Consider the following 23403-nt stretch of genomic DNA (forward strand, 5'->3'; position numbering starts at 1 on the left):
GTCTGCGCGTCGGGCCGTCTCTATCTGGGCTGTCCACCCGTCGGCGTGGAGTATATACCGCCGGATCGCCTACGAACCCCCGTGACTGTGCGGCCGATGGCACACGACGGACCGGTGTTCGGCGTCGACGTGCAAAGCGGCGACATACGGGGGGATGCACCCTCATACGCGCTGGTCGTCCTCGAGGAACGGGAGGTCGACGGCGAACGCGAAGAGCAACTGGAGCGCGATGTCGTCTCGTTCCGGAAACTGTGTCGCCTCATCGAACAGCGGGAGCCGACCCGGGTCGCCACCGACAACGCCTACGAACTCGCCGAAGACAAGGACGCGCTGGTTCACTTCCTCCAGTCGCTGCCGGCGGGGACGAAACTGGTGCAGGTGACCGGCGCCCAGCGCCCGGAACCGCTCTCGCGGGTCGCCGACCGCTACGGGGTCCCGTACGGCAAACAGCCGATGGAGGAGGCGGAGGCTGCCGCCCGACTGGCGGCCGCCAACGTCGGCTACGAGGTGACGGCCTTCACCGACACGACGACCCTCAAGGTCGCTCGCGGCCGGTCGACCGGCAAAGGAGGCTGGAGCGAGGACCGGTACACCCGGCGGATCCACGGCAGCGTCAAAAAGCGCACCCGGGAGGTCGAATCCGAACTCGAGGACGCGGGCCTGGAGTTCACCCGGGAGGTGACCGAAAAGTACGGCGGCTTCTCGAACGCGATCTTCACCGTCGAGGCACCCCCCGAGGAGATCCCGGTGTCCCGGTCCCGGTCGGGTGACACCCGGGTCGAGATCGAGCGCGAGCGCCGCGACGGCATCGAGTACGAACCCCTCGTCAAGCGCCGCGATCGGGTGATCGTCGGCATCGATCCCGGGACGACCACCGCCGCGGCGATCGTCGACCTGAACGGGAAGCCGCTTTCCGTCTACTCCTCCCGGACTGCCGACGCGGCGGCCGTCACGGAGTGGATCGTCGAACGCGGTCGGCCGGCGCTGGTCGCCGCCGACGTGACGCCGATGCCCGAGACCGTCGAGAAGTTCCGCCGGTCGTTCGACGCCGCCGGCTGGACGCCCGACTCGGACCTCCCGATCGACGAGAAGCTCCACCGCACCCGGGAGGCCGCCTACGATAACGACCACGAGCGGGACGCACTCGCGGCGGCGCTTTTCGCCTACGACGCCCACGAGGCGCAGTTCGAGCGCATCTCGCGGAAGGTCCCTGCACGCGTCGACACCGACGAGGTGATCGCCCGGGTGCTCGCCGAGGAAACCAGCGTCGAGATCGTTCTCGAGGAGATGCTCGAGGAGGACGGCGACACCGACGAGGAGTCCGACGCCCACCAGGAGCCGGAGCTGACCGAAGAACAGCGGAAGATCCGCCGCCTCGAGCGCCAGGTCGAGCGTCTCGAGGGCCACGTCGAGGACCTCAGGGGACAGCTCGAGGAGAAAGACGAGACGATCGAGGAGTACGAAGAGAAGCTCTCGTCGGCGCGCCGGAAGGAGCGCCGGGAGGCGCGTCGACACCGCGAGGTAACCAAGCTCGAACGAAAAGCCGAGCGGCTCGAACGGGAGCGCGACGAGGCCCGCGAGGAGGTCGAGGAGCTCGAACGGAAACTCGAGCGGATCAAGACGCTCTGGAAGCTGGACCACGACGACTTCTCGGAGGTCGCCGAGGGTCGCGGGCTGGTGTCGGTGAAGGTGCTCGATCAGTTCACCAAAGGCGAGATCGACCGCGTCAAATCCGAGTACGGGCTGGTCCCCGGCGACGTCGTCTACCTGCGGGACGCGTCGGGCGCGGGCCGGACGACGGCGGAGCTGCTCGCGGAGACGGAGCCGCGGGTCGTCCTCAAGGAGGGTGGGCTCTCGGAGATCGCCGACGCGATCCTCTTCGATCGGGAGATCCCCGTCGCCCCAGCCGACGACGTGACGATCCAGGAGGTCGACGAGTTGGCTGTCGCCCGCGAACGGGAGGTCGAAGCTGCGATCGACGACTGGAAAGACCGGGCGAACGACCGCCGGCGCCAGCAGAAAGCGGAGATGGTCGACCGACTCATCAGCGAACACCGCGCGGAAAGCGGCGGGCCCTAGGTTCCGGTTTCGGCTCTGTCCTCGGTCCCTCCCTGGATGTCCTCTCGAATCCCTTCAACCAGGTCGTACTCGGGAGTCACGCCGCCGAGAACGAACAGCGCGTAGTAGCGCAGATACGTCCGAACCGGAACTGCGACGAGCACGGTTCCGACGATCACGACCACCAGCACGCCCACGAGCAAGAACCCGACCGCCAGCAGTTCGACGACCCGAACTGCGAGGACCTCGAACAGCACGAACCCGGACAGCAGGAACAGAAGCAACAGGGGGATCCCCACGACGATGGCGATCGCCAGGTAGCCCACCGCGAGGACGACGCCCGCGATCAGGCCGAGAACGACACGCACGAGTAGATACAGCCCGTACTCGCGGAGTTCCCCCCGGAGATCCGGCCAGAACGCCCGCCAGGCGTCGACGAGGCCGTCGTCGGTCGCGATCATCACGGGGACGACGAAGTCGGTCGTGAGCCGGTTCGCGAGCCAGAGCACGATCCCGACGACGAACAGTCCCGGGAGGAACACCAAAAGAAGGAGGACGCCGACGTTGCCGAACGCGGCGGGCAAGATCGCCACGAACAGCGCGCTGCCGGCTGCGAGGAGGCCGACGACCAGCCGGAACCCGAAAAGCGAGAGGCCGGGACGGGCCGCCGGGGCGATCCGGCCCCGCAGGTGGGCGTCTGTCGTACGGAGCTGCTCGACGAAGACGAACTCGAACAGCGCGCCGAGATACCACGACAGCAGCCCGACGACGAGAACGGCCGCCCCCACGACGACGAATTCGGGGGACGCAACCTGCGGGAAGAGCCCCCTGGGACCGACGATCGGTTCCGGGAGATCGACCGTGCCGGTGCCGACGTTGTAGTTGACGTCGAACCCCGTCGTGCCGCCGACGAAGAACGCGGCCACCGCGAGCGCGAGCCATCGGTGCAGCGAAACCGGGAACAGCAGGCGCTTCGTGGCGGCAAACGCGTCCTGGAGGGACTCGGTGGCGTGGGACATGCGCGACTGATTCGTCGCGAGCGTTTATAAAAGTCGACGCGGCCATGTCGACGGCTGCCGACCTCTCGTAGCGTTCAAACGCCTCCGGCGACTACTCGCAGCCGATGGACGCGGCTGGGGTTCGGGACCGGGCCGGGGAGCTTCCGCGGGAGCCGGGCGTCTACCAGTTCCAGGCCGGCGACGCCGTCCTGTACGTGGGCAAGGCACTCGACCTCCGGGATCGGGTCGCCTCCTACGCCGACCCGCGGAGCCGGCGAGTCCGGCGGATGGTCGAATCCGCCGACGCGGTCGACTTCGCCGTCACCGACACCGAAACCCAGGCGCTGTTGCTCGAGGCGAACCTCATCAAGCGGCACGCGCCGCGGTACAACGTCCGACTGAAGGACGACAAGTCGTATCCGCTGGTCCAGTTCACCGACCATTCAGTCCCCCGGATCGAGATCACCCGGGACCCGGCCGACTCCGCGACCGTCTTCGGCCCGTTCACCGACAAGGGCGACGTCGAGACCGTCGTGAAGGCGATCCGGGAGACGTACAGAGTGCGCGGCTGTTCGGACCACAAGTACCGGGGACGCGATCGGCCGTGTCTCGACTACGAGATGGGGCTGTGTTCGGCCCCCTGCACCGGCGAGATCGACGCCGACAGCTATCGGGAGGACGTCGAGAGCGCGGTCCGGTTTTTCGAGGGGGAGACCGGCGTCCTCGCGGACCCGATCCGCCGGGAGATGGACGCCGCCGCCCAGGAGGCCGCCTTCGAGCGCGCCGCCCACCTCCGGGATCGGCTCTCGGTCGTGGAGTCGTTTCACGGAGGGGGCGGCGAGGCCGTCCAGTCGGGAACGGACGCCGGCGAACAGCACGTCGACGTGCTGGGGGTCGCCATCGAGGGAACGACCGCGACAGTCGCCCGGCTCCACAGCGACCGCGGACAGCTGGTCGACCGGTCGCGTCACCGGCTGGACGTCCCCGAGTCGTCGAGCGGGGGGACGGGAGCGACCGACGGCGAGATTCCCGCGGACGCCAGCCGGAGCGCGGACGTGCTCGCGGCGTTTCTGGCCCAGTACTACGCCGAACGGGAACTGCCCGACGCCGTATTGCTCCCCGAGCGCCCGTCGGATCCGGAGGTCCGGGAGTGGCTGGAGGCCGCCGGTGTCGCGGTCAGGATCCCCGGCGCCGGCCGCGAGGCGAAGCTGGTCGATCTCGCCTTGAAAAACGCCAGGAAAGGCCCAGAACGGGGCGACGAGCTCGGCGCCCTGGCGGACGCGCTCGGAACCGACCGCCCCGAACGGATCGAGGGGTTCGACGTGAGCCACGCCGGCGGCCGGGCCGCCGTCGGCTCGAACGTCCGGTTCGTCGACGGGAGCGCCGACACCTCGGGCTACCGGCGCAAGCGGCTTTCGGACCGCAACGACGACTACGCCAACATGCGCGAGCTGATCTCCTGGCGGGCGAGGCGCGCGATCGAGGGGCGCGACGACCGATCGGACCCGGACCTCCTCGTGATCGACGGCGGCGACGGCCAGCTCGGCGCCGCCCTCGACGCCTTAGAGGCGGCCGGCTGGGACGTCCCGGCGATCGCACTCGCCAAGGAGTCCGAGATCGTGATCACCCCGGAGACCACGTACGACTGGCCCGACGACGCACCCCACTTGCACGTGCTCCAGCGCGTGCGCGACGAGGCCCACCGCTTTGCCGTCCAGTACCACCAGACCCTCCGGGACGACGTCTCCACCGCGCTCGACGGGGTGCCCGGCGTCGGCCCGGAGCTCAGAAAGCGGCTGCTCCGCCGGTTCGGCAGCGTGGAGAACGTGCGGGCGGCCTCCAGGGACGACCTGCTGGACGTCTCCGGCGTCGGGGAACGGACGGCCGACGCGATCGAGGACCGGTTGTGACCCACGCGGTAGTTCACAAGAATCTTCTACGGAATCGGACGGCAGCGGTCCGTCTCAGGCGATCTTGGTGTACTGATCCGAGAGCTTCTCGGCGGCCTCGTCCATCAGCTCCCGCTCGTAGTCGTCGAGTTCCCATTCGACTACTTCTTCGACGCCGTCGGAGCCCAGCTTGGCGGGGACACCGAAGGCGGTGTCCTCGTAGCCGAACTCGCCGTCGAGCACCATCGAGCACGGCAGCACCTCGCCGGTGTCGTTCAGGATTGCCTCGACGGTGTGGGCGACGCCGGTTGCGGGTCCCCACTGAGTGGCGCCCTTGCGCTCGATGACGTCCATCGCCGACTCCTGGAGGTCCGCGAGGATCTCCTCTTTCTCGTCGGCGTCGAACGCGGGGTCGCGGCCGTTCACCCGTACCTTCGAGAAGACGGGCACCTGCGCGTCGCCGTGCTCGCCGAGGATCGTCGCCTCGACGTTCTTGACGGGCGCGTCGAACCGCTCGCCGAGAACGTACCGGAACCGCGCGGAGTCGAGGCGGCCGCCGAAGCCGATCACGGCGTGGCGGTCGCGGTCGCCCGATTCGTAGAGGTGGCGGTTCAGCAGGTCCACCGGGTTCGAGGTGGTGACGGTGACGAAGTCGTCGTTGTGCTCGGCGAGCGACGAGCCGATGTCCTCCATGATCGGCGCGTTGTCGCCCGCGAGGTCGATCCGGGTCTGGCCGGGCTGTCGCGGAATGCCGGCGGTGATGACGACCACGTCGGAGCCAGCGGTGTCCGAATAGTCCCCCTGTCGGACGTGGGTGTTGGAGTCGTAGGCGATCCCGTGGTTCGTGTCGGCGGCCTGCCCGACGGTCTCCGACTCCTTGTCCGGGATGTCGACGAACACGAGTTCGTCGACGACGTCCCGAAGCGCGAGGTTGTATCCCGTGGCGGCTCCGACGGTTCCGGCGGCTCCGATGATGCTGACTTTCGACATACCACGTAAAACGGCTCCCGGGTGGCAGGTAATCGTTTCGGATGATGCGCGATGTCACTTCACACGCCGAAATTGATGTACGACAGACGTCGAGAACAGTACGTTTTTCGCGTCGCTCACGGCTGCGGTGGCTCCCCGTCGTAGGCGTCGTGGTCGGCGTAGAAGTTCAGCATCGCGAACTTCAGCTTCCCTGGCTGGAGATCGAGCAGTTCCTCCCGTTCCTCGGGGGGGAACGTTCCGCGCACAGAGTACTTCCCCATGTCGGCACTGGTGTACCGCTTGTCCACCAGCACCCGGACGCCGAAGTCCGCCGGCGAGCGAATCACCCGGCCGATCGCCTGTCGGGTCTTGCGGACCGTCGGGATCTCGACGGCGTACCGCCAGCCGGGATCGTCGACGGCGGCGTCGGCGTACGCGTGGTCGTAGGCGTCCTGGACGGCCTCCATCCGCTCGGACAGCTGGGGATACGGCACCCCGACCACCACGACCGTCCGGGCGTCGCCGTCGTCGAAGCTCACTCCCTCGGTGAGCGTCCCCCACAGGGAGGTAAACAGGGCGGCGTCGCCGTTCTCGACGAACTCCTGCCGGAGCTGTTCTGCCGGCGTGCCGGCCTCGTCGAGCCGGAGGTCGCCCAGGCCGTCGCTCGCGTACTCGCCGATCCCGTCGTTTCCACCCAGCAGCTCGTAGTACCGGGTCGCCTCCCGATAGGAGGGGAAGAAAAGCAGGGTGTTGCCGGGCGTAAACCGGATCGCGTCCCGGAGCGTGCCGGCGATCGTCTCCTGGGTTTCGGGGTCGTCCCGCGCGGAGGCGAAAAGCGGCGGCGTCTCCACCGCGTAGGTGCGCCGGTTCTCCTCGGGATACGCCAGCCCGAACGATATCGTCGCCGGGTTCTCCAGGCCCAGTACGTCGGTCGTCACGCCGAACGGTCGCAGCGTCGCCGACATCAGCACGGAGGCGGCGACTTCCTCGAACAGTCCACCGGTCACCTGCCGCGGGATACAGGTGTACAGTTCCGCACGGCCGTACACCTCGTCGGTGCCGGCGTCCCGGCGCACGCCGACGAGGGGATACTGTCCCAGTTCGGAGCGCTCGTCCATCCACGCCGAGACGAACGTCGCCGCCTGCAGCGTCTGTGACTCTCTTCTGGTGGTCGACTCTCCCGTTTTGTACGACTCCGCGTACTCCTCGTCGAGCCGCTTGCCGACCTGGACGGCGAGTTGCAGCTCCGCGTCGATGCCCCGCCCCTCGTAGCGGTCGAGAAACGACAGCGTGAGTTGGTCGGCGCGGTCGTCGTTGGCGATCGGGACGTCCTCCCAGTGGTCGCCGATCCGTTCGCGTTCCCCGAACCCGAGTTCGGCCTCGTAGGTCTCGACGAGCGCGTCGTGGAACGCCGAAAGGACGTTCCGGGCCGCGTCCGCCCGGGGATCGTCCTCCACCTCTTCGAGTTCCTCCAGCGCGCTTTCGAGGGTGTTCTCCGTGAGCGTCCGGGTGGCGTAGTCCCGGGCGGCCGACTCGACGTTGTGCGCCTCGTCGAACACCGCGATCACCTCCTCCGGGTCGCGGCCGAGCCACCGGAAGAACTGCTCGCGGATCGTCGGATCCAGCAGGTGGTGGTAGTTACAGACGACCAGATCGATCCCCTCCATCCCTTCCTTCAACAGTTCGTACCCGCAGAGTCCGCGCTCGTCGGCGTACTCGTAGATCTCCCCGGGACGACGGACGTCGTCGAACAGCCACGCGAAGAACTCGTCGGTGTCGGCGGTCAAATTGCTGTAGTAGTAGTCGCAGGTGTTCCCCTCCCGCAGCGACTCGACGCGGTCCTCCAGCGAGTCGATCTCCGCGATGACGTCCTCGCGCGCCTCCGCGGCTGCCGCATCCCCCTCCTGTGCCTGTTCGAGCAGCTCCCGCTGGCGGGCGGCGAGGTCGCTCCGGTCGCGTTCGGCGTCGACGAGCGATCGGGTCGTATCCCGGAGCGTCTGACACTCCTGATAGTCGACGTCGATGTGGCACATCGACGACTTCCCTTTAAAAACGACCGCCCGTATCCGCTCGGCGTCGGTGATCGCGCGGGCGTCCTCGACGAACTGCCGCATCTGCTGGTGGACGTTCGTCGTGATGACGACCGTCCGGTCCTCCTCGCGGGCGTGGTCGAGGGCCGGCACCAGCGCAGACAGGGTCTTGCCGGTTCCGGGCGCCCCCTCGAAGAGGACGTCCTGGCCGCGGGCCAACGCGTTGGCGATCCGGTCCATCGCCGCCCGCTGGTTCGGGTACGGCTCCTCGTACGGGAAGAACCGCAGGTACTCCGAGTCGGTCACTACCGGGGGATTGCCCCTCACCCAAGTAAAGCGTACGGGGCGATACGGGGACGTCGATCGGCTTGCGCACGGCCCGGTATTTAAATATACCTCTCGTGGGTGGTGTGATCGTCCCGCCGAGATACTGCTTTTCTTCCCCTCGTTGTTTCCACACCCATGGCAACGGAAACTGCGACGTCGATCGGCACGAGTACCGAACACAGCACGTGGAAATTCGGGATCGCCGGCGGCCTCGTCGGCGGTGTCGTCTTCGGGGCGATGATGTCGATGATGATGCCGGCGGTGATGGAGGGCGCGATCCCCGGGATGTACGGGCTCTCGGGCGGACTAGCAGGGTGGTTCATCCACATGAGTCACTCGGCAGTGCTGGGCGTGGTGTTCGCAGCGATCGCGGAGATCCGTCCGGAACTGGCTGCGAGTACCGGTTCGAGCGTCGGTGCAGGCGTCGTCTACGGCATCGTCCTGTGGGCGGTGCTGGCCGTGATCGTGATGCCGATCTGGGTCGGCGCTGTGACGCCGGCGGAGCCGCCGTTCCCGAACCTGAATTTCCAGAGCCTCGTCGGCCACGTCGCCTACGGTGCGCTGTTGGGCGGCGTCTACGCAGCGCTGCGTGAGTGACGCCCTGTCGTCCGGGACCATTTTTTGGCGGATCGAACCGATGACTACCGTCTGACGTATCGGTGACGTTAATACGTGCGGAGTACCTAGCCGAGCAAACATGGAAGAGAGCATCTCGGGGTTCAAAGTGACCGGCGACTGGGGCGAGGTCGTCGAACACGGCGAACGGATCACCCGTGCGCTCCGGGAGAGCGGCTGTGACGGGGAGGCGTTCGAGGAGTGGAACGAGTGGCGTCCCAAGGTCCACGAGCGGCTCCGGGAGGACGTAAGCGAAAAGACCGCAGAGCAGGCGTCCATCGACGAGGGAGAGGGCGAAAAGGCCGGGAAGCCGGCGGGGGAGGACATCCAGACCGCAGGCGAGAAGCTCTCGGAGTCGTACGAACGGGTCGAAGAGGGCGACGACCGGGGGGCGATCGAACGCTGGAGCGAGTCGATCGACTACGTCGCCCGTGCGGCCGACTCGGCCGGCCGGAAGGCGATCCGGACCGTCGAGGACACGGTGTATCAGAAGGTGATGACACAACTTGCGCCGTACTACTTCGACAACGAACTCGTCTCGGCGAACATCCAGCGAACCACCCGCGGAAACGGCGAGAAGTTCGTCTTCGAGGTGAACGTCAACGACGACGAGCTCAAAGACGAGGTGAGCGAGAAGCTCGCGGAGTACGAAACCGAGGTCGACAGGTGGCACGTCGCCACCGAGAAGGAGACGGCGGTCGCGGAGGCGGTCGAGGGGGTCGAACCGCCCGAGGAGTCGGAGGACCCGGAGCCGACCACGAACTAGGGAGTCGACAACGAATCCGACCGCTCGGTTCTTTTCCCGGATCAACACTCAAGGGGCTGTCCCCCGAGCGCTACGTATGGACGACGCCCGCGACGAGGACGACAGGATCGTTCGGGTGAACGCCGGCGAGTTGACCGCAGACGAGATCATCGACGCGCTCGAATCCGGCTCCCGCGTGATCATCACGGTCGACCTGTTCGGCAGTACGACCGACATCGCGCTGCGACACGACGGAGAGATTTACTACTGTGACACGCCCACCAGGCTCCACAAACACCGACAGGAGTCGGAGATGCGGGCGTGTATCGAGCGAATGGGATATGGCAGGACAGAAGACGAGTGACCACCGTCCGTGCGATGGATGACTGTCGGTCCAAAAGAGCGTCCCCGGCGGTACGGTTCGTCCCGACAGGGAAGCTTAACGTCCCTACAGCCACACCCTTTCCCCATGAGTAGTGACAGGGACGCCGAAGGGTTTCTGGAACCCGAACAGATCGATTTCCAGCACGTCCTGTCGTGCGTGTTCGGGATCCAGGACCACGAGAGCCGGACGTACCTCGTGTTGCGATCGAATCCGGGAAGCACCGTCTCGGAACTCGCGGGCGCGCTGGATCGCGACCGGAGCAACGTCAACCGGTCGCTGACCGCGCTGATGGAGAAGGGGTTCGTCGAACGCCAGCGGCGACTGCTCGATTCCGGCGGATACATCTACCAGTACACCGCGATCCCGTTGCCCGAGGCCAGACAACTGCTCCACGAGGCGCTCGACGAGTGGGTGGTGCGGGTCCACGACCGTATCGAGGAGTTCGGGACGGAGGGTCGCCCGTGAGCCGGGAGACCGCCACCGACGACGCGACGGATCCCACCTCCCTCGCACTCGACGCGCCAGCGCCGCAGACCCCCGACGACGCCGAGGACGGGGTCTGGCTCGGTTGCATCGACTGTGGGGAGACGTATTCCCCGTTCGAATCGGTCCGCTACACCTGCGACTGTGGCGGACTGCTCGAGGTCCGATACGGTGAGCCGTCGGGCTTTGCCGACTTCGGTCCCGAGGGTCACTCGGCCGCAACCGAACGGGGCGTCTGGCGGTACGCTGCGGCGCTGCCGTTCGACGAGGGCGTCTCGCTGCCGGAGGGGGACACCCCGCTGCACCGGGTTCCGAGGCTCGAAGACGAGGTCGGGGTGGCCTCGCTGCGGATCAAACACGAGGGGATGAACCCGACCGGCTCGTTCAAGGACCGCGGGATGACCGTCGGCGTCCGGGCCGCCCGGGAGCTGGGGGTCGGCCGGCTCGCGTGTGCCTCGACGGGCAACACCAGCGCGGCACTGGCGGCGTACGGCGGCCGGGCGGACATGGAGACGCTCGTGCTGTTGCCCGCGGGCAAGGTCGCCGCCGGCAAGGTCGCCCAGGCGGCGCTTCACGGTGCGCGGATCCTCGAGGTCGACGGCAACTTCGACGCCTGCCTCGACATCGTCCAGGAACTCGCCGGCCGAGGGGAGGCGTACCTGCTCAACTCGCTGAACCCGTTCCGGCTGGAGGGACAGAAGACGATCGGCTTCGAGATCCTCGAAGCCCATCTGGCGGACTACGGGACGTTCCCCGACCGGATCGTGCTCCCGGTGGGCAACGCCGGCAACACCGCGGCGCTTTATAAGGCGTTCCGGGAGCTCGTCCAGGCGGACGCGTTAGAGCCCGAGGAGGTTCCCGCACTCACGGGCGTCCAGGCCGCCGACGCGGCACCGATGGTCGAGGCGATCGAGGACGGCGCAGACGAGATCCGGCGCTGGGAGGAGGTCGAGACGATCGCGACCGCGATCCGGATCGGCAACCCCGTCAACGCACCGAAGGCGCTGCCGGGAATCCGCAACACCGGCGGCACCGCCGTCGCCGTCGCGGATGAGGAGATCACTGCGGCCCAGCGCGATCTCGCTGGTGAGGGCGTCGGCGTCGAGCCCGCCTCCGCGGCGTCGGTCGCGGGGCTCCGCAAGCTCCGCGATCGGGGCGTCGTCGACGACGACGAGCGCGTCGTCTGTCTCACCACTGGCCACCTGCTGAAGGACCCCGACGCTGCCTACGAGGCCGGCAACGATCCGGAACCAGTCCCCAACGACGCCGACGCGGTGTTGGAGCACTTGCGGGAGTGATACCGCCGCCGATCTGTGGGTCCAGTTAACAGTTGGGGATCACGGTTTCGCCTCCGGTGCGGCGATCGCGGCGAACCCCCGTTCGAAGTCGGCCCGGAGGTCGCGGACGTCCTCGATACCGACCGAGACCCGGATCAGCGAGTCGGAGATCCCGATCTCCCGGCGGCGCTCGACCCCCAGCGGTTCGTGGGTCATCGTCGCGGGATGTTCGATCAGCGTCTCCACCCCGCCGAGGCTCACCGCGAGCGTCATCGTCTCCAGCGCCTCCAGGAACGCCTTCGCGTCCCACAGGTCACCCTCGAGTTCGAACGAGAGCACCCCGCCGTAGCCGTCCATCTGCCGGCTCGCCAGTTCGTGTTGGGGGTGGCTCTCCAGCCCGGGGTAGTACACCTCACGGACGCGGTCGTGCGCCTCGAGGTACTCAGCAAGCGCCAGCGCGTTCTCCTCGTGTTTCCGCATCCGGACCCCGAGCGTCTTGAGCCCGCGGGCGAGCAGGTAGCTGTCGAACGGCGCGAGGCCGTTCCCGAGCGCGACCTGCTGACGGAAGCCCAGTGCCTCGGCGACCTCGGGATCGTCGGTGACGACGGCCCCGCCGATCCCGTCGCTGTGACCGTTGAGGTACTTCGTCGTGCTGTGGGCGACCAGGTCCGCGCCGAGTTCGAGCGGGCGCTGGAAGTACGGGCTCGCGAAGGTGTTGTCCACGCCGAAGACGGCGTCGTGTTCGTCTGCAACCTCGGCGATCGCCGCGACGTCACACAGGCGGATCAGCGGATTCGTCGGCGTCTCCATCCACACCATCGCCGTATCGTCGCCGACCGCGTCCGCGACAGTCTCGACATCGGTGGCGTCGACGAACTCGATGTCGACGTCGAGCTGGTGGTCGAACAGCTCCTCGAACATCCGGCGGGTCCCCGCATACAGGTCGTCGAACGCCACCAGGTGATCGCCCGGTTCGACGATCGAAAGCACCGCCGTCGCGATCGCGGCCGTCCCCGAGGAGAACGCAAAGCCCATCTCGCCGCCCTCGAGCGCGGCGATCTGGTTCTCGACGGCGTGTCGCGTCGGGTTCGACAGCCGGCCGTAGAGGAACTCCCCCGCCGACGGATCGACATCTTCCAGGCGGAGCTCTGGATCGATCCCCGGCAGCTCAAACGTCGACGACAGGTGGATCGGCGGCACCACGTCGCCGGCCGGCGACTCGGATCCGTCCAGCACGGCCCGGGTGTCGAATCGGGGTGTAGAATCCATGTACAAGCGTTTGTCGCCCCGTCGGTAATACGTTTTCAATGCTTACTAATCTGAAATAAATGTATTATACCCACGAGTAATCCGCAGGGTCGGATACTGTGGGACGTGGTGAGAGAACATGTAACTCAGAAAATGTTTATTTCGGTACTCTGTGAATTATTTCGTATGATCCCCGCGTTCACACCCGGGAGTCGCCAGGTACTGGTCGTCGTGCTCGTTGCCGCGCTACTGCTTCCTGTCGGCGTCGGCACCGTCGCCGGCCAATCCTTCCAGGGGGCTGCCGGCACCGTGGTCGTCGAGGAGGGGACGACCTACGAGCAGGTCGACGGCGTCGCCGGAGCCATCGTCGTTCGGGGGACGGTGACCGGCGACGTTTCCGGTGCGGCCGGGACGATTCACGTCACCGAGACCGGCGTCGTCGAAGGCAACATCGAGGCCGCCGCCGGGACGGTTCGGATCGACGGCACGGTCGAAGGGAACGTCGACGTCGGCGCGGGCACCGTCGAGGTCGGTGAGACGGCTCGTATCGGCGGAAGCCTCCAGACGGGTGCAGGGTACGTCTCGATCGACGGGACGATCGACGGCGACGTCCGCGCCGGCGCCGAGACGATTGCGGTCGGTCAGAACGCGGTCATCGGCGGGGAGTTCCGGTACGACGCCGCGAACTTCGAGCGTCATCCCGACGCGACCATCGAGGGGGACGTGATCCGCGATCGGGGGCTAAGCGGCACCTTCGGTCCCGGCTTCGGCGTCGGCTTCGACGGGTTCCAGATCCCCACGTGGGCGAGCGTGACCTACGGGTTCCTCGCGAACCTCCTTTTGGGCGCGCTACTGCTGTTCGCGTTCCCGCGGTTCTCCACGGGTGTCGCCGATCGCGTCGCGGGCGAACCGCTGAAGTCCGGCGGCGTCGGCCTGCTGACGCTGGTGGCGGTTCCGATCGCGCTCGTCGTCCTCCTGCTTACGGTCGTGGGGGTTCCGCTCGCGATCGTGGGCGCGATCGCGTTCGCGTTCGCCATCTGGATCGGCGTCGTCTACGGCCAGTACGCCGTCGGCGCGTGGGTCCTCGGGCAGTTGGGGCGGGACAACCGGTGGCTCGCGCTCGTCGTCGGTCTCCTCGGCTTCGCGCTTTTGGGGACGGTGCAGTATCTCGGCGGGTTCCTCGAGTTCATCGCGTTCCTGCTCGGCTTCGGTGCCCTCGCGCTGGGGCTCCGTGGCTCCTACCGGTCACGCCGGGATGAAGGGGAGTCGACGGGTCGGCAGGCCACGCTCGACGAGGTCGCGGGGGATTCCTGATCTTCGGGACTGCTCCCGACGCTTTTTGACGGTTCCCGTCGACGCTCCGCGTGATGACCGAGTACTCTCTCCCGGAGCCCGGTTCCGACGGGCTCTCCGAGATCGAACGGACGATCGGCGCACGCGAGAGCAGGCGGTCGTTTGCGGACGACCCGGTGGGGATCGAGGCGGTCGCGACGCTGCTTTGGTCCGTCCAGGGGTTGACGCACGAACGCGACGGCGTGCCGATGCGAGCCTCGCCGAGCGCCGGCGCGACGTTCCCGATGGTGGCGTTCCTCTCGGTCGCGCCCGGCGGGTGTGAGGAACTCGAGGCGGGGCTGTACCGGTACGTCCCCGACGAACACCGGCTGGACCCCGCGATCGAGGAGTCGATCCACGTGGAACTCACGGCGGCGGCACTGGATCAGGCAGTGGTTCGCGGCGCACCGGTCACGATCGCGCTCGCGGCCGACTACGACCGAACGACCCGACAGTACCCCGACCACGGCGAGCGATACGTCCACATGGAAGCGGGTCACGCCGCCCAGAACGCCCTGCTCGTCTGCGAGGCACGGGAATTGAACGCCTGTCCGGTCGGCGCGTTCGACGACGACGAACTCGCGGCGGTGCTCGACCTACCCGCCGATCTGGATCCGCTATATCTGGTCCCGTTCGGCGAGCGACCCGGCGGCGAGTAACGGATATTGCTCTCGGACGGTGATTAGTCGAAGCTGAACCCCGACGGCGATTAGTCAGTGTCGATATTCGAGGCGATGTCTGCGATAAAGGAGCTATAATCCCTGGTCTGGAGGTAGACAGTTCCCGGCCCCTCGAAGGTCATCACGAATCCTTCCCCACCAAGTAACGTACTTTTGAGTCCACCGACCCGATGGGTCGAGAAATCGACGTCGGCGTGCCAGGCGACAGAGTGGCCGGTGTCGACGGTGATCTTCTCGCCCCGGTCGAGTTCCGTTTGAATAATCCCGCCGTAACTGCCCACGAACAGCGTTCCAGAACCGCTGGCCTCGAGGAAGAACAACCCTTTCCCGCCGAGCCAGGAGCTCATCCCGCCACTCGCAGTGTCGGTTTCGACCCCCTCACCGTTTGCAACGTACGATCCCGACTGGACGTAATACGTCTCGGCGTTGAGGTCGATCGCGGTCATGTCTCCCGGCTGGTTCTGGGCGAATTTCACGTACTGATCGTTCGCGGTCGCGGTGAAGGTGTTTCGGAACGTCTCTTCGTCAGCCAGCATTGACTTCTTGATCGATCCCAGCATACCGCCAGCACTGCTGTGGGTCTCCATGTCGATGTTCTCGGAGTGGGCGATCAACGCACCACCCTCGAGGGTAACGCTCTCCCCGTTATCCAGGGTCGCATTCACCGTGGTGTACGCGGGCTTGTTCTCGTATTCGTAGTCCATATCGGCTGTCCGCAGCATACCGGTAAAAAACACCATGAAATTTCAGGGGGTTGGGTACGGAGAATTCGAGGCGAACGGCTCGCAGTTCAGCGCAGGGAGGCTGGCAAGGCCGAAGAAGCCAGGTCGATTGACGAGCGAGCCGAGCATACGCCGAGCGAAGCGAGGCGCGAGTGAAACGAGCGCCTCGAAAATGCGAACGGGGAGCGCAGCGACCCGTGAGCGAAGCGAGGCGGCTTTTTTGGTCGAGATTTTTTGGCGGGGGTCGAGGGAGCGGGGCGCGAACGAAGTGAGCGCCCCGCACCCGAGGCCCCCGTTAAAAAAGGTGGGTTTATAGATTGGATTTGGTGCTCCCGCCGTCGATCGGGATCGCCGCGCCGTTTATATATCCCGACTTCGGCGAGCTGAGGAACGCCACCGTATTCCCGAGTTCGATCGGATCGCCGATCCGTTCCAGCGGGACCTCGCTCCCCCGGGCGGCCAGCCCCTCCTCGTAGGAGTCGTACTCGCCGCGCTCGACCGCTTGCTCGACGAGTTCGCGGATCCGATCCGTCTCGTGAGAACCCGGCAGCACCGCGTTACACCTGACCTCCGGGGCGAACTCCCGAGAGAGCGTCTTCTCCAGACCGATGACGCCCATACGGACTGAATTCGAGAGCACGAGCGAGTCGATCGCTTCCTTGACCGTCCTGGAGGTAATCGTCACGATCGTCCCGCCGTCGTCGGCACGGAGGTCGTCTGCGGCCGCCCGGACCAGCCGCACGACGCTCATTACCAGCAGCTCGTAAGCTTCCTCCCACTCCTGGTCGGTCGTCTCGAGGAACGGCCCGGACGGGGGGCCGCCCGCGGACGTCACGAGGTGATCCAGGCGACCGAACTCCCGGACGGTTTCCTCGACCAGCCGCTGGATGTCGGCGGTGTCGGTTAAATCCCCCTGCATGGGAACCACGCGGGCGTCGCCAGTCGCCTCCTCGCGGAGCCGCTCGGCTGCCTCGCGGAGTCTGGTCTCGTTGCGGCCGTTGATGACGACGTGACAGCCCTCCCGGACGAGTGCCATCGCGCTGGCGTACCCCAGGCCGGCCGACGATGCGGTCGTGAGTGCCACGTTGCCGTCGATGTCGAACTCCATACCGGTACGCCTATCGGATGGACCATGAAACCGTGGGTCATGCGACGCGCGCGACTGCTCACGCCGGACGGACCCGTCGAGGGACGCTACGAGGCCGGTCGAATCGAAACCGAGAACGGAACCTACGAGGTTGGCCGGGACGGACGCCTGCTCCCTCCCTGTGACCCGTCAGCGCTGTACTGTGTGGGACGGAACTTCGCGGAGACGCTCGAACAGATGGAGTACGATCGACCCGAGGAACCGGACTTCTTCATCAAACCGCCGACGTCGCTGCTCGCCCACGGGCAGCCGATCCCGTACCCCGAATTCACCGACGAGCTGACGTACGCGGGCGAACTCGTCGCCGTGATCGACCGGCGGTGCCGCGACCTCGAGCCGGAGGAGGTGCCGGACGCCGTCCGCGGCTACACCGTCATGAACGACGTCGACGCACTCGACCAGCAGGGCCGGACCGCCCGGAAGGCCTTCGACGGCTCCGCCCCGCTCGGGCCGTGGCTCGAGACCGACCTCGACCCGCGGAACGTCGCGATGCACACCGGAATCGACGGCGAAACGCGGCAGGAGGCCAACACGGAACTGATGCTGTTCGACCCCGACGAGATCGTCTCGTATCTCTCCCGCCGGTTCACGTTCCGTCCGGGGGACGCCGTCGCGTTCGGCAGCCCGGCGAACCCCGGGGTGATCGAGCCGGGAAACCGGATCGAGATCACCTACGAGGGGGTCGGAACGCTCGCGAACGAGGTCGCCGACGCTTCCCGGAAGCAAAAGAGCTAATTCCCAGGATGCTGTGGCTTGCGCAAGTGATGTCCGCGCCGGGTGAGATCCGATGGAACTGATCGACGACGAGGGCCGGCTGTTCGGCACGGTCAACGTGATCGACGCGCTGGTGGTGCTCGTGGTGCTCGCTGTCGTCGTCGCGGGCGCCGCACTCGTCGTCTCGGACGACCCCGAGCCCGAACCCGATCTCGACACGACCCACGCCACGCTGGATCTCGGCACACAGCCGGACTACATCGTCTCCGAGATCAACGAGGGCGACGCCTACAGTCCGGGCGGTGACGACCGGATCACGATCACCGACGTACACCTCACGCCGCAGGGGAACGAACAGCGCGTCGTTCTCCGGGTCGAGTTGCGCGGCGAGCTCTCCGGCGGTTCGATCCAGTACGACGGCGCGCCGCCCCGGCTGGGACGGACGCTCGAGGTCGTCACGGACCTGTACCAGGTCGACGGACAGGTCCGGGCGGTCGGCGGGGAGGACACGCTCGACCGCGAGGAGACGACGGTCGTCCTCCGGGACACTGTCGACGCCGCCGACGCCCGGGAGATCGCGCCGGGCGAGGAGATCCGTCTGGCCGACCGGACGGTCGCCACCGTCGAGGACGTCGCCGTCTACGCGGAGGGGAGCCCGACGCGGCGCGTGGTCGTCCTCGAGGCCGCCCTCGACGCCCACCGTCAGCAGGGCGAACTCCGGTTCGGCGGCACGCCGGTTCGGCGGGGGCAGACCGTCGACCTGCCGGCCGGCGACTACGACCTTTCCGGGACGATCGAACGCGTCGGCGACGGGCTCGACCGCGGCGAGGCCGATGTCCTCCTTTCGGACGTCGTCGACGTCGAAACCGCCGAGTCGATCGCCGAGGGCGACGTGATCGAGGTCGACGGCCACCGGACCGCGACCGTCGAGTCGGTGACGGCGTACGGCACGAGCAACCCCGACCGCAACCGCGTGTTCGTGGGGGTATCCATCGCCACGCTGGAACACCGCGAGCGGCCGCAGTTCGGCGACACGTACGTCCAGCAGGGGTCGTCGATCTCCCTTTCGACCGACACCTACGACCTGTCGGGAACGATCGAGCGCGTCGGAACGACCGAGGAGCGCGGCGCGCCCGCCACCCGGACAGTCACCCTTCGGATGGACGAGGTCCACGAGGACATGGCGGCGGCGATCCGTCCCGGACAGACCGAACGGAGCAGTGGGGAAACGATCGCGCGCGTGACCGATGTCGATGTCGAGCCGTCGGTGATCCTCATCCGGGGCGAGGAGGGTGAACTGGGTGTGTACGACCATCCGATCGACCGGGACGTGACGATCACCGCCGAGCTCGACGTGCGGGAAACGACCGCAGGCGTCCGGTTTAAAGGCGAGACGATCCGGCAGGGATCGACGGTGACGCTGGATCTCGGCACCGTCACCGTCGAGGCGACGGTCGTTTCGGTCGGTGGATAGCGGTCGGAGCCCCGGGGTCGGCCGGAGCCGGCGGTCGGAGCCCCGGGGTCGGCCGGAGCCGGCGGTCGGAGCCCCGGGGTCGGCCGTCCTCGACCGGACTCGCTCGATAACACAAAACACTTCGGTCCACAGAGTTACCCAGCCCGTAGATGACAGACGACTTTCCGGCGTACGTCGACGTCGACTACACGGACGGCAAGGGCGAAACTCCCGCGGACTATCCCTCGATCCAGCACAAGATCGAGAAGGCGATCGAGGTCACCCGCCGAGGGCTCGAACAGTACGAGAACCCGGCGGTGATGTGGACCGGCGGGAAGGACTCGACGCTCACGCTGTACTTCATCAACGAGGTGGCCGAGGAGTTCGGCTACGACAAGCCAACTGCGGTGTTCATCGACCACTTCCAGCACTTCGAGAAGATCACTGATTTCGTCGAGCACTGGGCCGACGAGTGGGGGATCGAACTGGTGTACGCCCGCAACGACGATGTCGGCGACTACGTCGACGAACACGGGCTCGAACCGGGTGACGACATCCCGGTCGACGCCCTCTCGGAGCACAACCGGCACCACATCCGCAACATTCTCGAGTACGAGGAGGACACGTTCCCGTTCCTGCTGGACACCTACGTCGGCAACCACCTTCTCAAAACAGTTGCGCTCAACGACGCCCTCGAAGCGTACGACATCGACGGCGTGATCTCGGGCGTGCGATGGGACGAACAGGAGGCTCGCGCCGACGAGACGTTCTTCTCGCCACGGCACGACCCCGACATCTACCCGCCCCACGACCGGATCCACCCGATCCTGCAGTTCACCGAGCGCGACGTCTGGGAGGCCTTCTGGAACTTCGTCGTCCCGACCACCGTCGACGAGTTCCCCGAGGACGGCTACGTCCCCGAGTCGGCCGACGACCTCCCGGAGGGCGTCACGATCGAGGACGTTCCGATTTCGCCGAAGTACTTCGCCGGCTTCCGGTCGCTGGGCAGTGAAGTATCCACCGAGAAGACGACCCAGGAGCCCGCCTGGCTCCAGGATCTGGAGAACACCGTCGAGCGCGCCGGTCGCGCACAGGACAAAGAAGACCTCATGGAGCGGCTCCGGGATCTCGGCTACATGTAGCGGCCGCGAGATTTCGGCACCGTGTAGCGGTTTCCGAGTCCACCACCCCGGAACTACCTCGACAGCTTTGAATACTCCCCGGCAAAAGTTGCGCGCATGCAGACGTTGCTTCTGGACAGCGAGGCCGTCGCAGCGAACGCGCCGATGGACCGCGTGGTCCCGGCGCTGGAGTCGGCGTTTGCCGCCTACGAGCGCGGCGACGCCCAGATGCCGGCGAAGTCGTACATCGAACTCCCCGAGTACAACGGCGACTTCCGGTCGATGCCGGCGTACATGGACGCCGGCGACTGGGACGCAGCCGGCGTGAAGTGGGTGAACGTCCACCCCGACAACGAAAAGAAGTACGATCTCCCGACGGTGATGGGGACGATGATCTACTCCGACCCGGAGAACGCGTTTCCGCTTGCGATCATGGACGGCACCGAGCTCACGACCCGACGGACGGGTGCGGCGGCCGCGGTCGCGACCGACTACCTCGCAGTCGAGGGCGCCACCTCGCTGGGGATCGTCGGCGCCGGCGTGCAGGCGTACACGCAACTGGAGGCGATCGCGGAGGTCCGACCGATCGAGACGGTCGTGATCTCCGATGTCGACGAAGAGCGCGTCGCGGCGTTCGTCGACGCGTTCGAAGACCGGTTCGACGTCCTCGGCGGCTCGACTGCGGAGGCGGCCGACTGTGACGTGCTCTCGACGGTGACCCCCGTCCGTGAGCCGATCGTCTCCCTCGAGGACCTCGGCGAGCACACACACGTCAACGCGATGGGCGCCGACGCCGAGGGCAAACAGGAGCTCGAATCGGCGGTGCTCCAGGAGGCGAAACTCGTCATCGACGACTACGAACAGTGCACCCACTCCGGCGAGGTCAACGTCCCCTGGAACGAGGGGCTGTTGGGCGACGACGACATCTACGGCGAGATCGGCGAGATCGTCGTCGGCGAACAACCCGGGCGCACGGCGGCGGACGGCGTCACCGTCTTCGACTCGACGGGGCTTGCAATCCAGGACGTGGCAACGGCTCGCGTCGTCTACGAACACGCCGACGAGAACGACAACGGGACGCCGTTCGATCTGCTCGGGATCGGGAACCGAGAGTAACGAACCGGATTATAAATAGGACGGATCCCACTCCGTCGGGCTGTGTTTGTTCCCACAGTCGTTACAGACGAACTGTCCCATCGTGTCGATCGCGACCTCGAGCGTTCGACAGTTGCCGCACATCCAGCCGTACTTCTCGTCGTCCCGATAGGCGGCGAAAAACGGCGCGTCGGTCCCCGTCGTCAGCTCCTCCCAGTCGATTTCGACATCGACGTCGGTGTCGGCGGGCGCGGTTCCGACGATAGTTGTCTCATCCTGCAGCGAGAACGCCGAACACACCTCCCCGACGCGGATCGAGGTCTCCTTGTTCCACTCCGCACAGAACGGGGTTCGCTCCCAGTCGTCCTGGAAGTAGACGTGCTCACAGACGCCACAGTGAGGCGCCTCGGCTGTTGTCGACTCACCGTCTGTCGGTTCGTGTTTGCTGCTCATACGAATACTCGGTCGTATAGTGGGGTTAACTAACAACCAACAAATATTGGTTTATTATCTTGTTCCCGGTGAAGGTTCCCGAGCGCCGGCAGTTCGGATCTTCCCCGACCACGGTGGTGGCGTGGAGGTCAGCGTCGTCGCCAACCAGCTCAAAGCGTCGGCCCTACCGAATCCGATTCGCTCGGCGTCGGCGGATCGCGATCGCTGTATCCCTTCCGTCCGACGGCATCGCCTTTGAGGCCGCCGAGGACCGCGAGTTTGGCGTCGTCACAGCAGTCCAGCACCTCGTTGTTGATCCTGTCGAACACCGTCGACAGTCGCTCCTCGCCGTCCACGAGGGTGAGCTTCGGATCGTCGAATTCTTCCACGACGCGGTCGGTCGTCGTCGGGTACGTCACCGTCTCGAGCCTTGTGAGCAACTCGTTTATTTTCATAGTCAATTGTTATCTTCTGGCAGGGATATGCGGCCACGATTTATATCGTGGGATATTATGTTAGAGCAGCCTGCTGCGCCAAACAGTATAAAAACCAGCCAGTTACGGTAAAAATTTGTTCATACGTTCACTGTCGGAGGGATTCGGTTTAAGTCACCACTATATGTAGGAGTCAACGACATTCCCCAGGGAGTCGCAACTTGAGGGTATGGAACAGATTCGCATACATGGGCGCGGTGGGCAGGGATCCGTAACCCTGGCCCACCTGATCGCCGAGGCCGCATTCGAGCAGGGAGACTGGGCACAGGCGTTCCCCGCCTTCGGCGTCGAGCGCCGGGGCGCCCCCGTCGAGGCGTTCGCACGGATCGACACGGAGAAAATCACCGACAGGAGTCAGGTGAACGAACCCACCTACGTGCTCGTTCAGGACCCGACGCTCGTCGACATCGTGGACGTCGCCGAGGGGCTGATCGAGGGCGGGACGGTCGTCGTCAACTCGACGGCGGAGCCGGCGGAGCTACCGATCCCGACCGACGAACGGATCGTGACCGTCGACGCGACCGGCATCGCCAGGGAGCATCTCGGACGACCGATCATGAACACGTCGCTGCTGGGGGCGTTCGCCGGCGCGACGGGCGTCCTCGAGATCGAGAGCATCGAATCGGTGACCGTCTCGACGTTCGGCGGCGACGTCGGCCGGAAGAACGCCGCCGCCGCCGACGCCGCGTTCCGGGAGGTGGCCGCCGTATGACCGACGCGGGTCGGGCCGAATCGGCGGAGGTCGAACGCGCCGCGGCGGCCGGGCGGGAGCCTGCCGAGGACGACGCCGATTCGACGACCGTCGCCGATTCGACGACACCCGACGACGATCAAGTCGAAGACCCCTACGAGGATTTGACGGTCCCGATGGGCGCGATCGCGAACCCGAAGACGAGCCTCGTCAACGAAACGGGCTCCTGGCGGGAAAGCCGTCCGGTGATCCACCACGAACCCTGTGTCGGGTGTGGGCTCTGTGTGACGTTCTGCCCGGACGGCGCCGTCCACCGCGTCGATGATTTCCAGGGGTCGGGGCGGTCGATCCCCGGCGATCGACGACCCGTCCCGCGGGCGGCGAAACACGACGGTCATCAGCAAGTCGCCGTCGATTACCGGTACTGCAAGGGGTGTGGGATCTGCGAGACCGAGTGTCCGATCGACGCCATCGACATGATCCCGGAGGTGAAGTGAG

General features: G+C 66.5%; 23 protein-coding genes. 15 read left to right on the top strand and 8 right to left on the bottom strand.

What is annotated here, in order from left to right; genetic code table 11:
* The first annotated feature begins 81 nt into the window (after nt 1–81).
* Nucleotides 82–2079: a DUF460 domain-containing protein gene (locus tag AArcSl_RS09220; protein ID WP_394337296.1), complete on the top strand. Its 1998-nt coding sequence runs from the start codon at nt 82–84 to the stop codon at nt 2077–2079.
* Here the strand turns inward: AArcSl_RS09220 and AArcSl_RS09225 are convergent.
* Nucleotides 2076–3077, bottom strand: coding sequence for a DUF7544 domain-containing protein (locus AArcSl_RS09225; RefSeq protein WP_119818063.1), 1002 nt, complete (start codon nt 3075–3077; stop codon nt 2076–2078). The genes AArcSl_RS09220 and AArcSl_RS09225 overlap by 4 nt on opposite strands.
* A gap of 104 nt (nt 3078–3181) precedes the next feature.
* On the opposite strand from AArcSl_RS09225, the gene AArcSl_RS09230 reads away from it, so the two are divergent.
* Nucleotides 3182–4966, top strand: a complete 1785-nt coding sequence (locus AArcSl_RS09230; protein ID WP_119818066.1) for an excinuclease ABC subunit C — start codon at nt 3182–3184, stop codon at nt 4964–4966.
* Nucleotides 4967–5020: 54 nt separating this feature from the next.
* Here AArcSl_RS09230 and mdh read toward each other — a convergent pair whose 3' ends face one another.
* Both mdh and AArcSl_RS09240 read right to left on the bottom strand, forming a co-directional pair.
* Complete coding sequence (gene mdh / locus AArcSl_RS09235) at nt 5021–5935, bottom strand: malate dehydrogenase (RefSeq protein WP_119818069.1); 915 nt, start codon at nt 5933–5935, stop codon at nt 5021–5023.
* A 116-nt stretch (nt 5936–6051) separates the two neighbouring features.
* Nucleotides 6052–8250 (bottom strand): ATP-dependent DNA helicase, encoded by a 2199-nt coding sequence (locus AArcSl_RS09240; protein WP_119818072.1) that lies wholly within the window; start codon nt 8248–8250, stop codon nt 6052–6054.
* 156 nt (nt 8251–8406) lie between these two features.
* Between AArcSl_RS09240 and AArcSl_RS09245 the strand changes: the two genes are divergently transcribed.
* The 5 genes from AArcSl_RS09245 (at nt 8407) to thrC (ending at nt 11797) form a co-directional block, all read left to right on the top strand.
* Nucleotides 8407–8868, top strand: a complete 462-nt coding sequence (locus tag AArcSl_RS09245; RefSeq protein WP_119818075.1) for a histidine kinase — start codon at nt 8407–8409, stop codon at nt 8866–8868.
* A gap of 100 nt (nt 8869–8968) precedes the next feature.
* Nucleotides 8969–9652 carry a DUF5828 family protein gene (locus AArcSl_RS09250; protein ID WP_119818078.1) on the top strand — a complete coding sequence of 228 codons (684 nt, stop codon included), beginning with the start codon at nt 8969–8971 and terminating at the stop codon, nt 9650–9652.
* Nucleotides 9653–9728: 76 nt separating this feature from the next.
* Entirely contained in the window at nt 9729–9995 is a 267-nt protein-coding gene (locus tag AArcSl_RS09255; protein WP_119818081.1) for a hypothetical protein, read from the top strand.
* Between the two features lie 105 nt (nt 9996–10100).
* Complete coding sequence (locus AArcSl_RS09260) at nt 10101–10481, top strand: helix-turn-helix domain-containing protein (protein WP_119818084.1); 381 nt, start codon at nt 10101–10103, stop codon at nt 10479–10481.
* Nucleotides 10478–11797, top strand: a complete 1320-nt coding sequence (gene thrC / locus AArcSl_RS09265) for a threonine synthase (protein ID WP_119818087.1) — start codon at nt 10478–10480, stop codon at nt 11795–11797. The genes AArcSl_RS09260 and thrC overlap by 4 nt, the downstream gene beginning before the upstream one ends.
* A gap of 39 nt (nt 11798–11836) precedes the next feature.
* Here the strand turns inward: thrC and AArcSl_RS09270 are convergent, their stop codons facing one another.
* Nucleotides 11837–13045 (bottom strand): trans-sulfuration enzyme family protein, encoded by a 1209-nt coding sequence (locus AArcSl_RS09270; protein ID WP_119818089.1) that lies wholly within the window; start codon nt 13043–13045, stop codon nt 11837–11839.
* A 165-nt stretch (nt 13046–13210) separates the two neighbouring features.
* On the opposite strand from AArcSl_RS09270, the gene AArcSl_RS09275 reads away from it, so the two are divergent.
* Both AArcSl_RS09275 and AArcSl_RS09280 read left to right on the top strand, forming a co-directional pair.
* On the top strand, nt 13211–14338 hold the full coding sequence (locus AArcSl_RS09275) for a bactofilin family protein (RefSeq protein WP_119818092.1): 1128 nt from the start codon (nt 13211–13213) through the stop codon (nt 14336–14338).
* 53 nt (nt 14339–14391) lie between these two features.
* Nucleotides 14392–15015 carry a SagB/ThcOx family dehydrogenase gene (locus AArcSl_RS09280; RefSeq protein ID WP_119818095.1) on the top strand — a complete coding sequence of 208 codons (624 nt, stop codon included), beginning with the start codon at nt 14392–14394 and terminating at the stop codon, nt 15013–15015.
* A 50-nt stretch (nt 15016–15065) separates the two neighbouring features.
* Here AArcSl_RS09280 and AArcSl_RS09285 read toward each other — a convergent pair whose 3' ends face one another.
* Both AArcSl_RS09285 and AArcSl_RS09290 read right to left on the bottom strand, forming a co-directional pair.
* Nucleotides 15066–15740 (bottom strand): TIGR00266 family protein, encoded by a 675-nt coding sequence (locus AArcSl_RS09285; RefSeq protein WP_217563433.1) that lies wholly within the window; start codon nt 15738–15740, stop codon nt 15066–15068.
* A gap of 328 nt (nt 15741–16068) precedes the next feature.
* The gene (locus tag AArcSl_RS09290) at nt 16069–16866 is read right to left on the bottom strand and encodes an SDR family oxidoreductase (RefSeq protein ID WP_119818098.1); all 798 of its coding nucleotides are present in this window, start codon (nt 16864–16866) and stop codon (nt 16069–16071) included.
* A 39-nt stretch (nt 16867–16905) separates the two neighbouring features.
* Between AArcSl_RS09290 and AArcSl_RS09295 the strand changes: the two genes are divergently transcribed.
* The 4 genes from AArcSl_RS09295 to AArcSl_RS09310 all read left to right on the top strand — a co-directional run bounded on the left by AArcSl_RS09295 (nt 16906) and on the right by AArcSl_RS09310 (nt 21309).
* Nucleotides 16906–17640, top strand: coding sequence for a fumarylacetoacetate hydrolase family protein (locus AArcSl_RS09295; protein WP_119821867.1), 735 nt, complete (start codon nt 16906–16908; stop codon nt 17638–17640).
* A gap of 52 nt (nt 17641–17692) precedes the next feature.
* Nucleotides 17693–19093, top strand: a complete 1401-nt coding sequence (locus AArcSl_RS09300; protein ID WP_119818101.1) for a DUF4330 family protein — start codon at nt 17693–17695, stop codon at nt 19091–19093.
* Nucleotides 19094–19242: 149 nt separating this feature from the next.
* Nucleotides 19243–20214 carry a phosphoadenosine phosphosulfate reductase family protein gene (locus AArcSl_RS09305; protein ID WP_119818104.1) on the top strand — a complete coding sequence of 324 codons (972 nt, stop codon included), beginning with the start codon at nt 19243–19245 and terminating at the stop codon, nt 20212–20214.
* A 96-nt stretch (nt 20215–20310) separates the two neighbouring features.
* Nucleotides 20311–21309 carry an ornithine cyclodeaminase family protein gene (locus AArcSl_RS09310; protein WP_119818107.1) on the top strand — a complete coding sequence of 333 codons (999 nt, stop codon included), beginning with the start codon at nt 20311–20313 and terminating at the stop codon, nt 21307–21309.
* A 9-nt stretch (nt 21310–21318) separates the two neighbouring features.
* Here AArcSl_RS09310 and AArcSl_RS09315 read toward each other — a convergent pair whose 3' ends face one another.
* Together AArcSl_RS09315 and AArcSl_RS09320 are read right to left on the bottom strand one after the other, a co-directional pair.
* A complete protein-coding gene (locus AArcSl_RS09315) occupies nt 21319–21741 on the bottom strand; it encodes a DUF5816 domain-containing protein (protein ID WP_119818110.1) in 423 nt (140 codons plus the stop codon).
* A gap of 149 nt (nt 21742–21890) precedes the next feature.
* Nucleotides 21891–22175, bottom strand: coding sequence for a DUF5789 family protein (locus AArcSl_RS09320; RefSeq protein ID WP_119818113.1), 285 nt, complete (start codon nt 22173–22175; stop codon nt 21891–21893).
* Nucleotides 22176–22383: 208 nt separating this feature from the next.
* Here AArcSl_RS09320 and AArcSl_RS09325 point away from each other — a divergent pair, with 208 nt between their 5' ends.
* Entirely contained in the window at nt 22384–22926 is a 543-nt protein-coding gene (locus AArcSl_RS09325; RefSeq protein ID WP_119818117.1) for a pyruvate ferredoxin oxidoreductase subunit gamma, read from the top strand.
* Nucleotides 22923–23402: a 4Fe-4S binding protein gene (locus tag AArcSl_RS09330; RefSeq protein WP_119818120.1), complete on the top strand. Its 480-nt coding sequence runs from the start codon at nt 22923–22925 to the stop codon at nt 23400–23402. Before AArcSl_RS09325 ends, AArcSl_RS09330 begins: the two co-directional genes overlap by 4 nt.
* Nucleotide 23403: the final 1 nt, after the last annotated feature.

Origin of the sequence: Halalkaliarchaeum desulfuricum (genome assembly GCF_002952775.1) — an archaeon.
Classification (GTDB): domain Archaea; phylum Halobacteriota; class Halobacteria; order Halobacteriales; family Haloferacaceae; genus Halalkaliarchaeum; species Halalkaliarchaeum desulfuricum.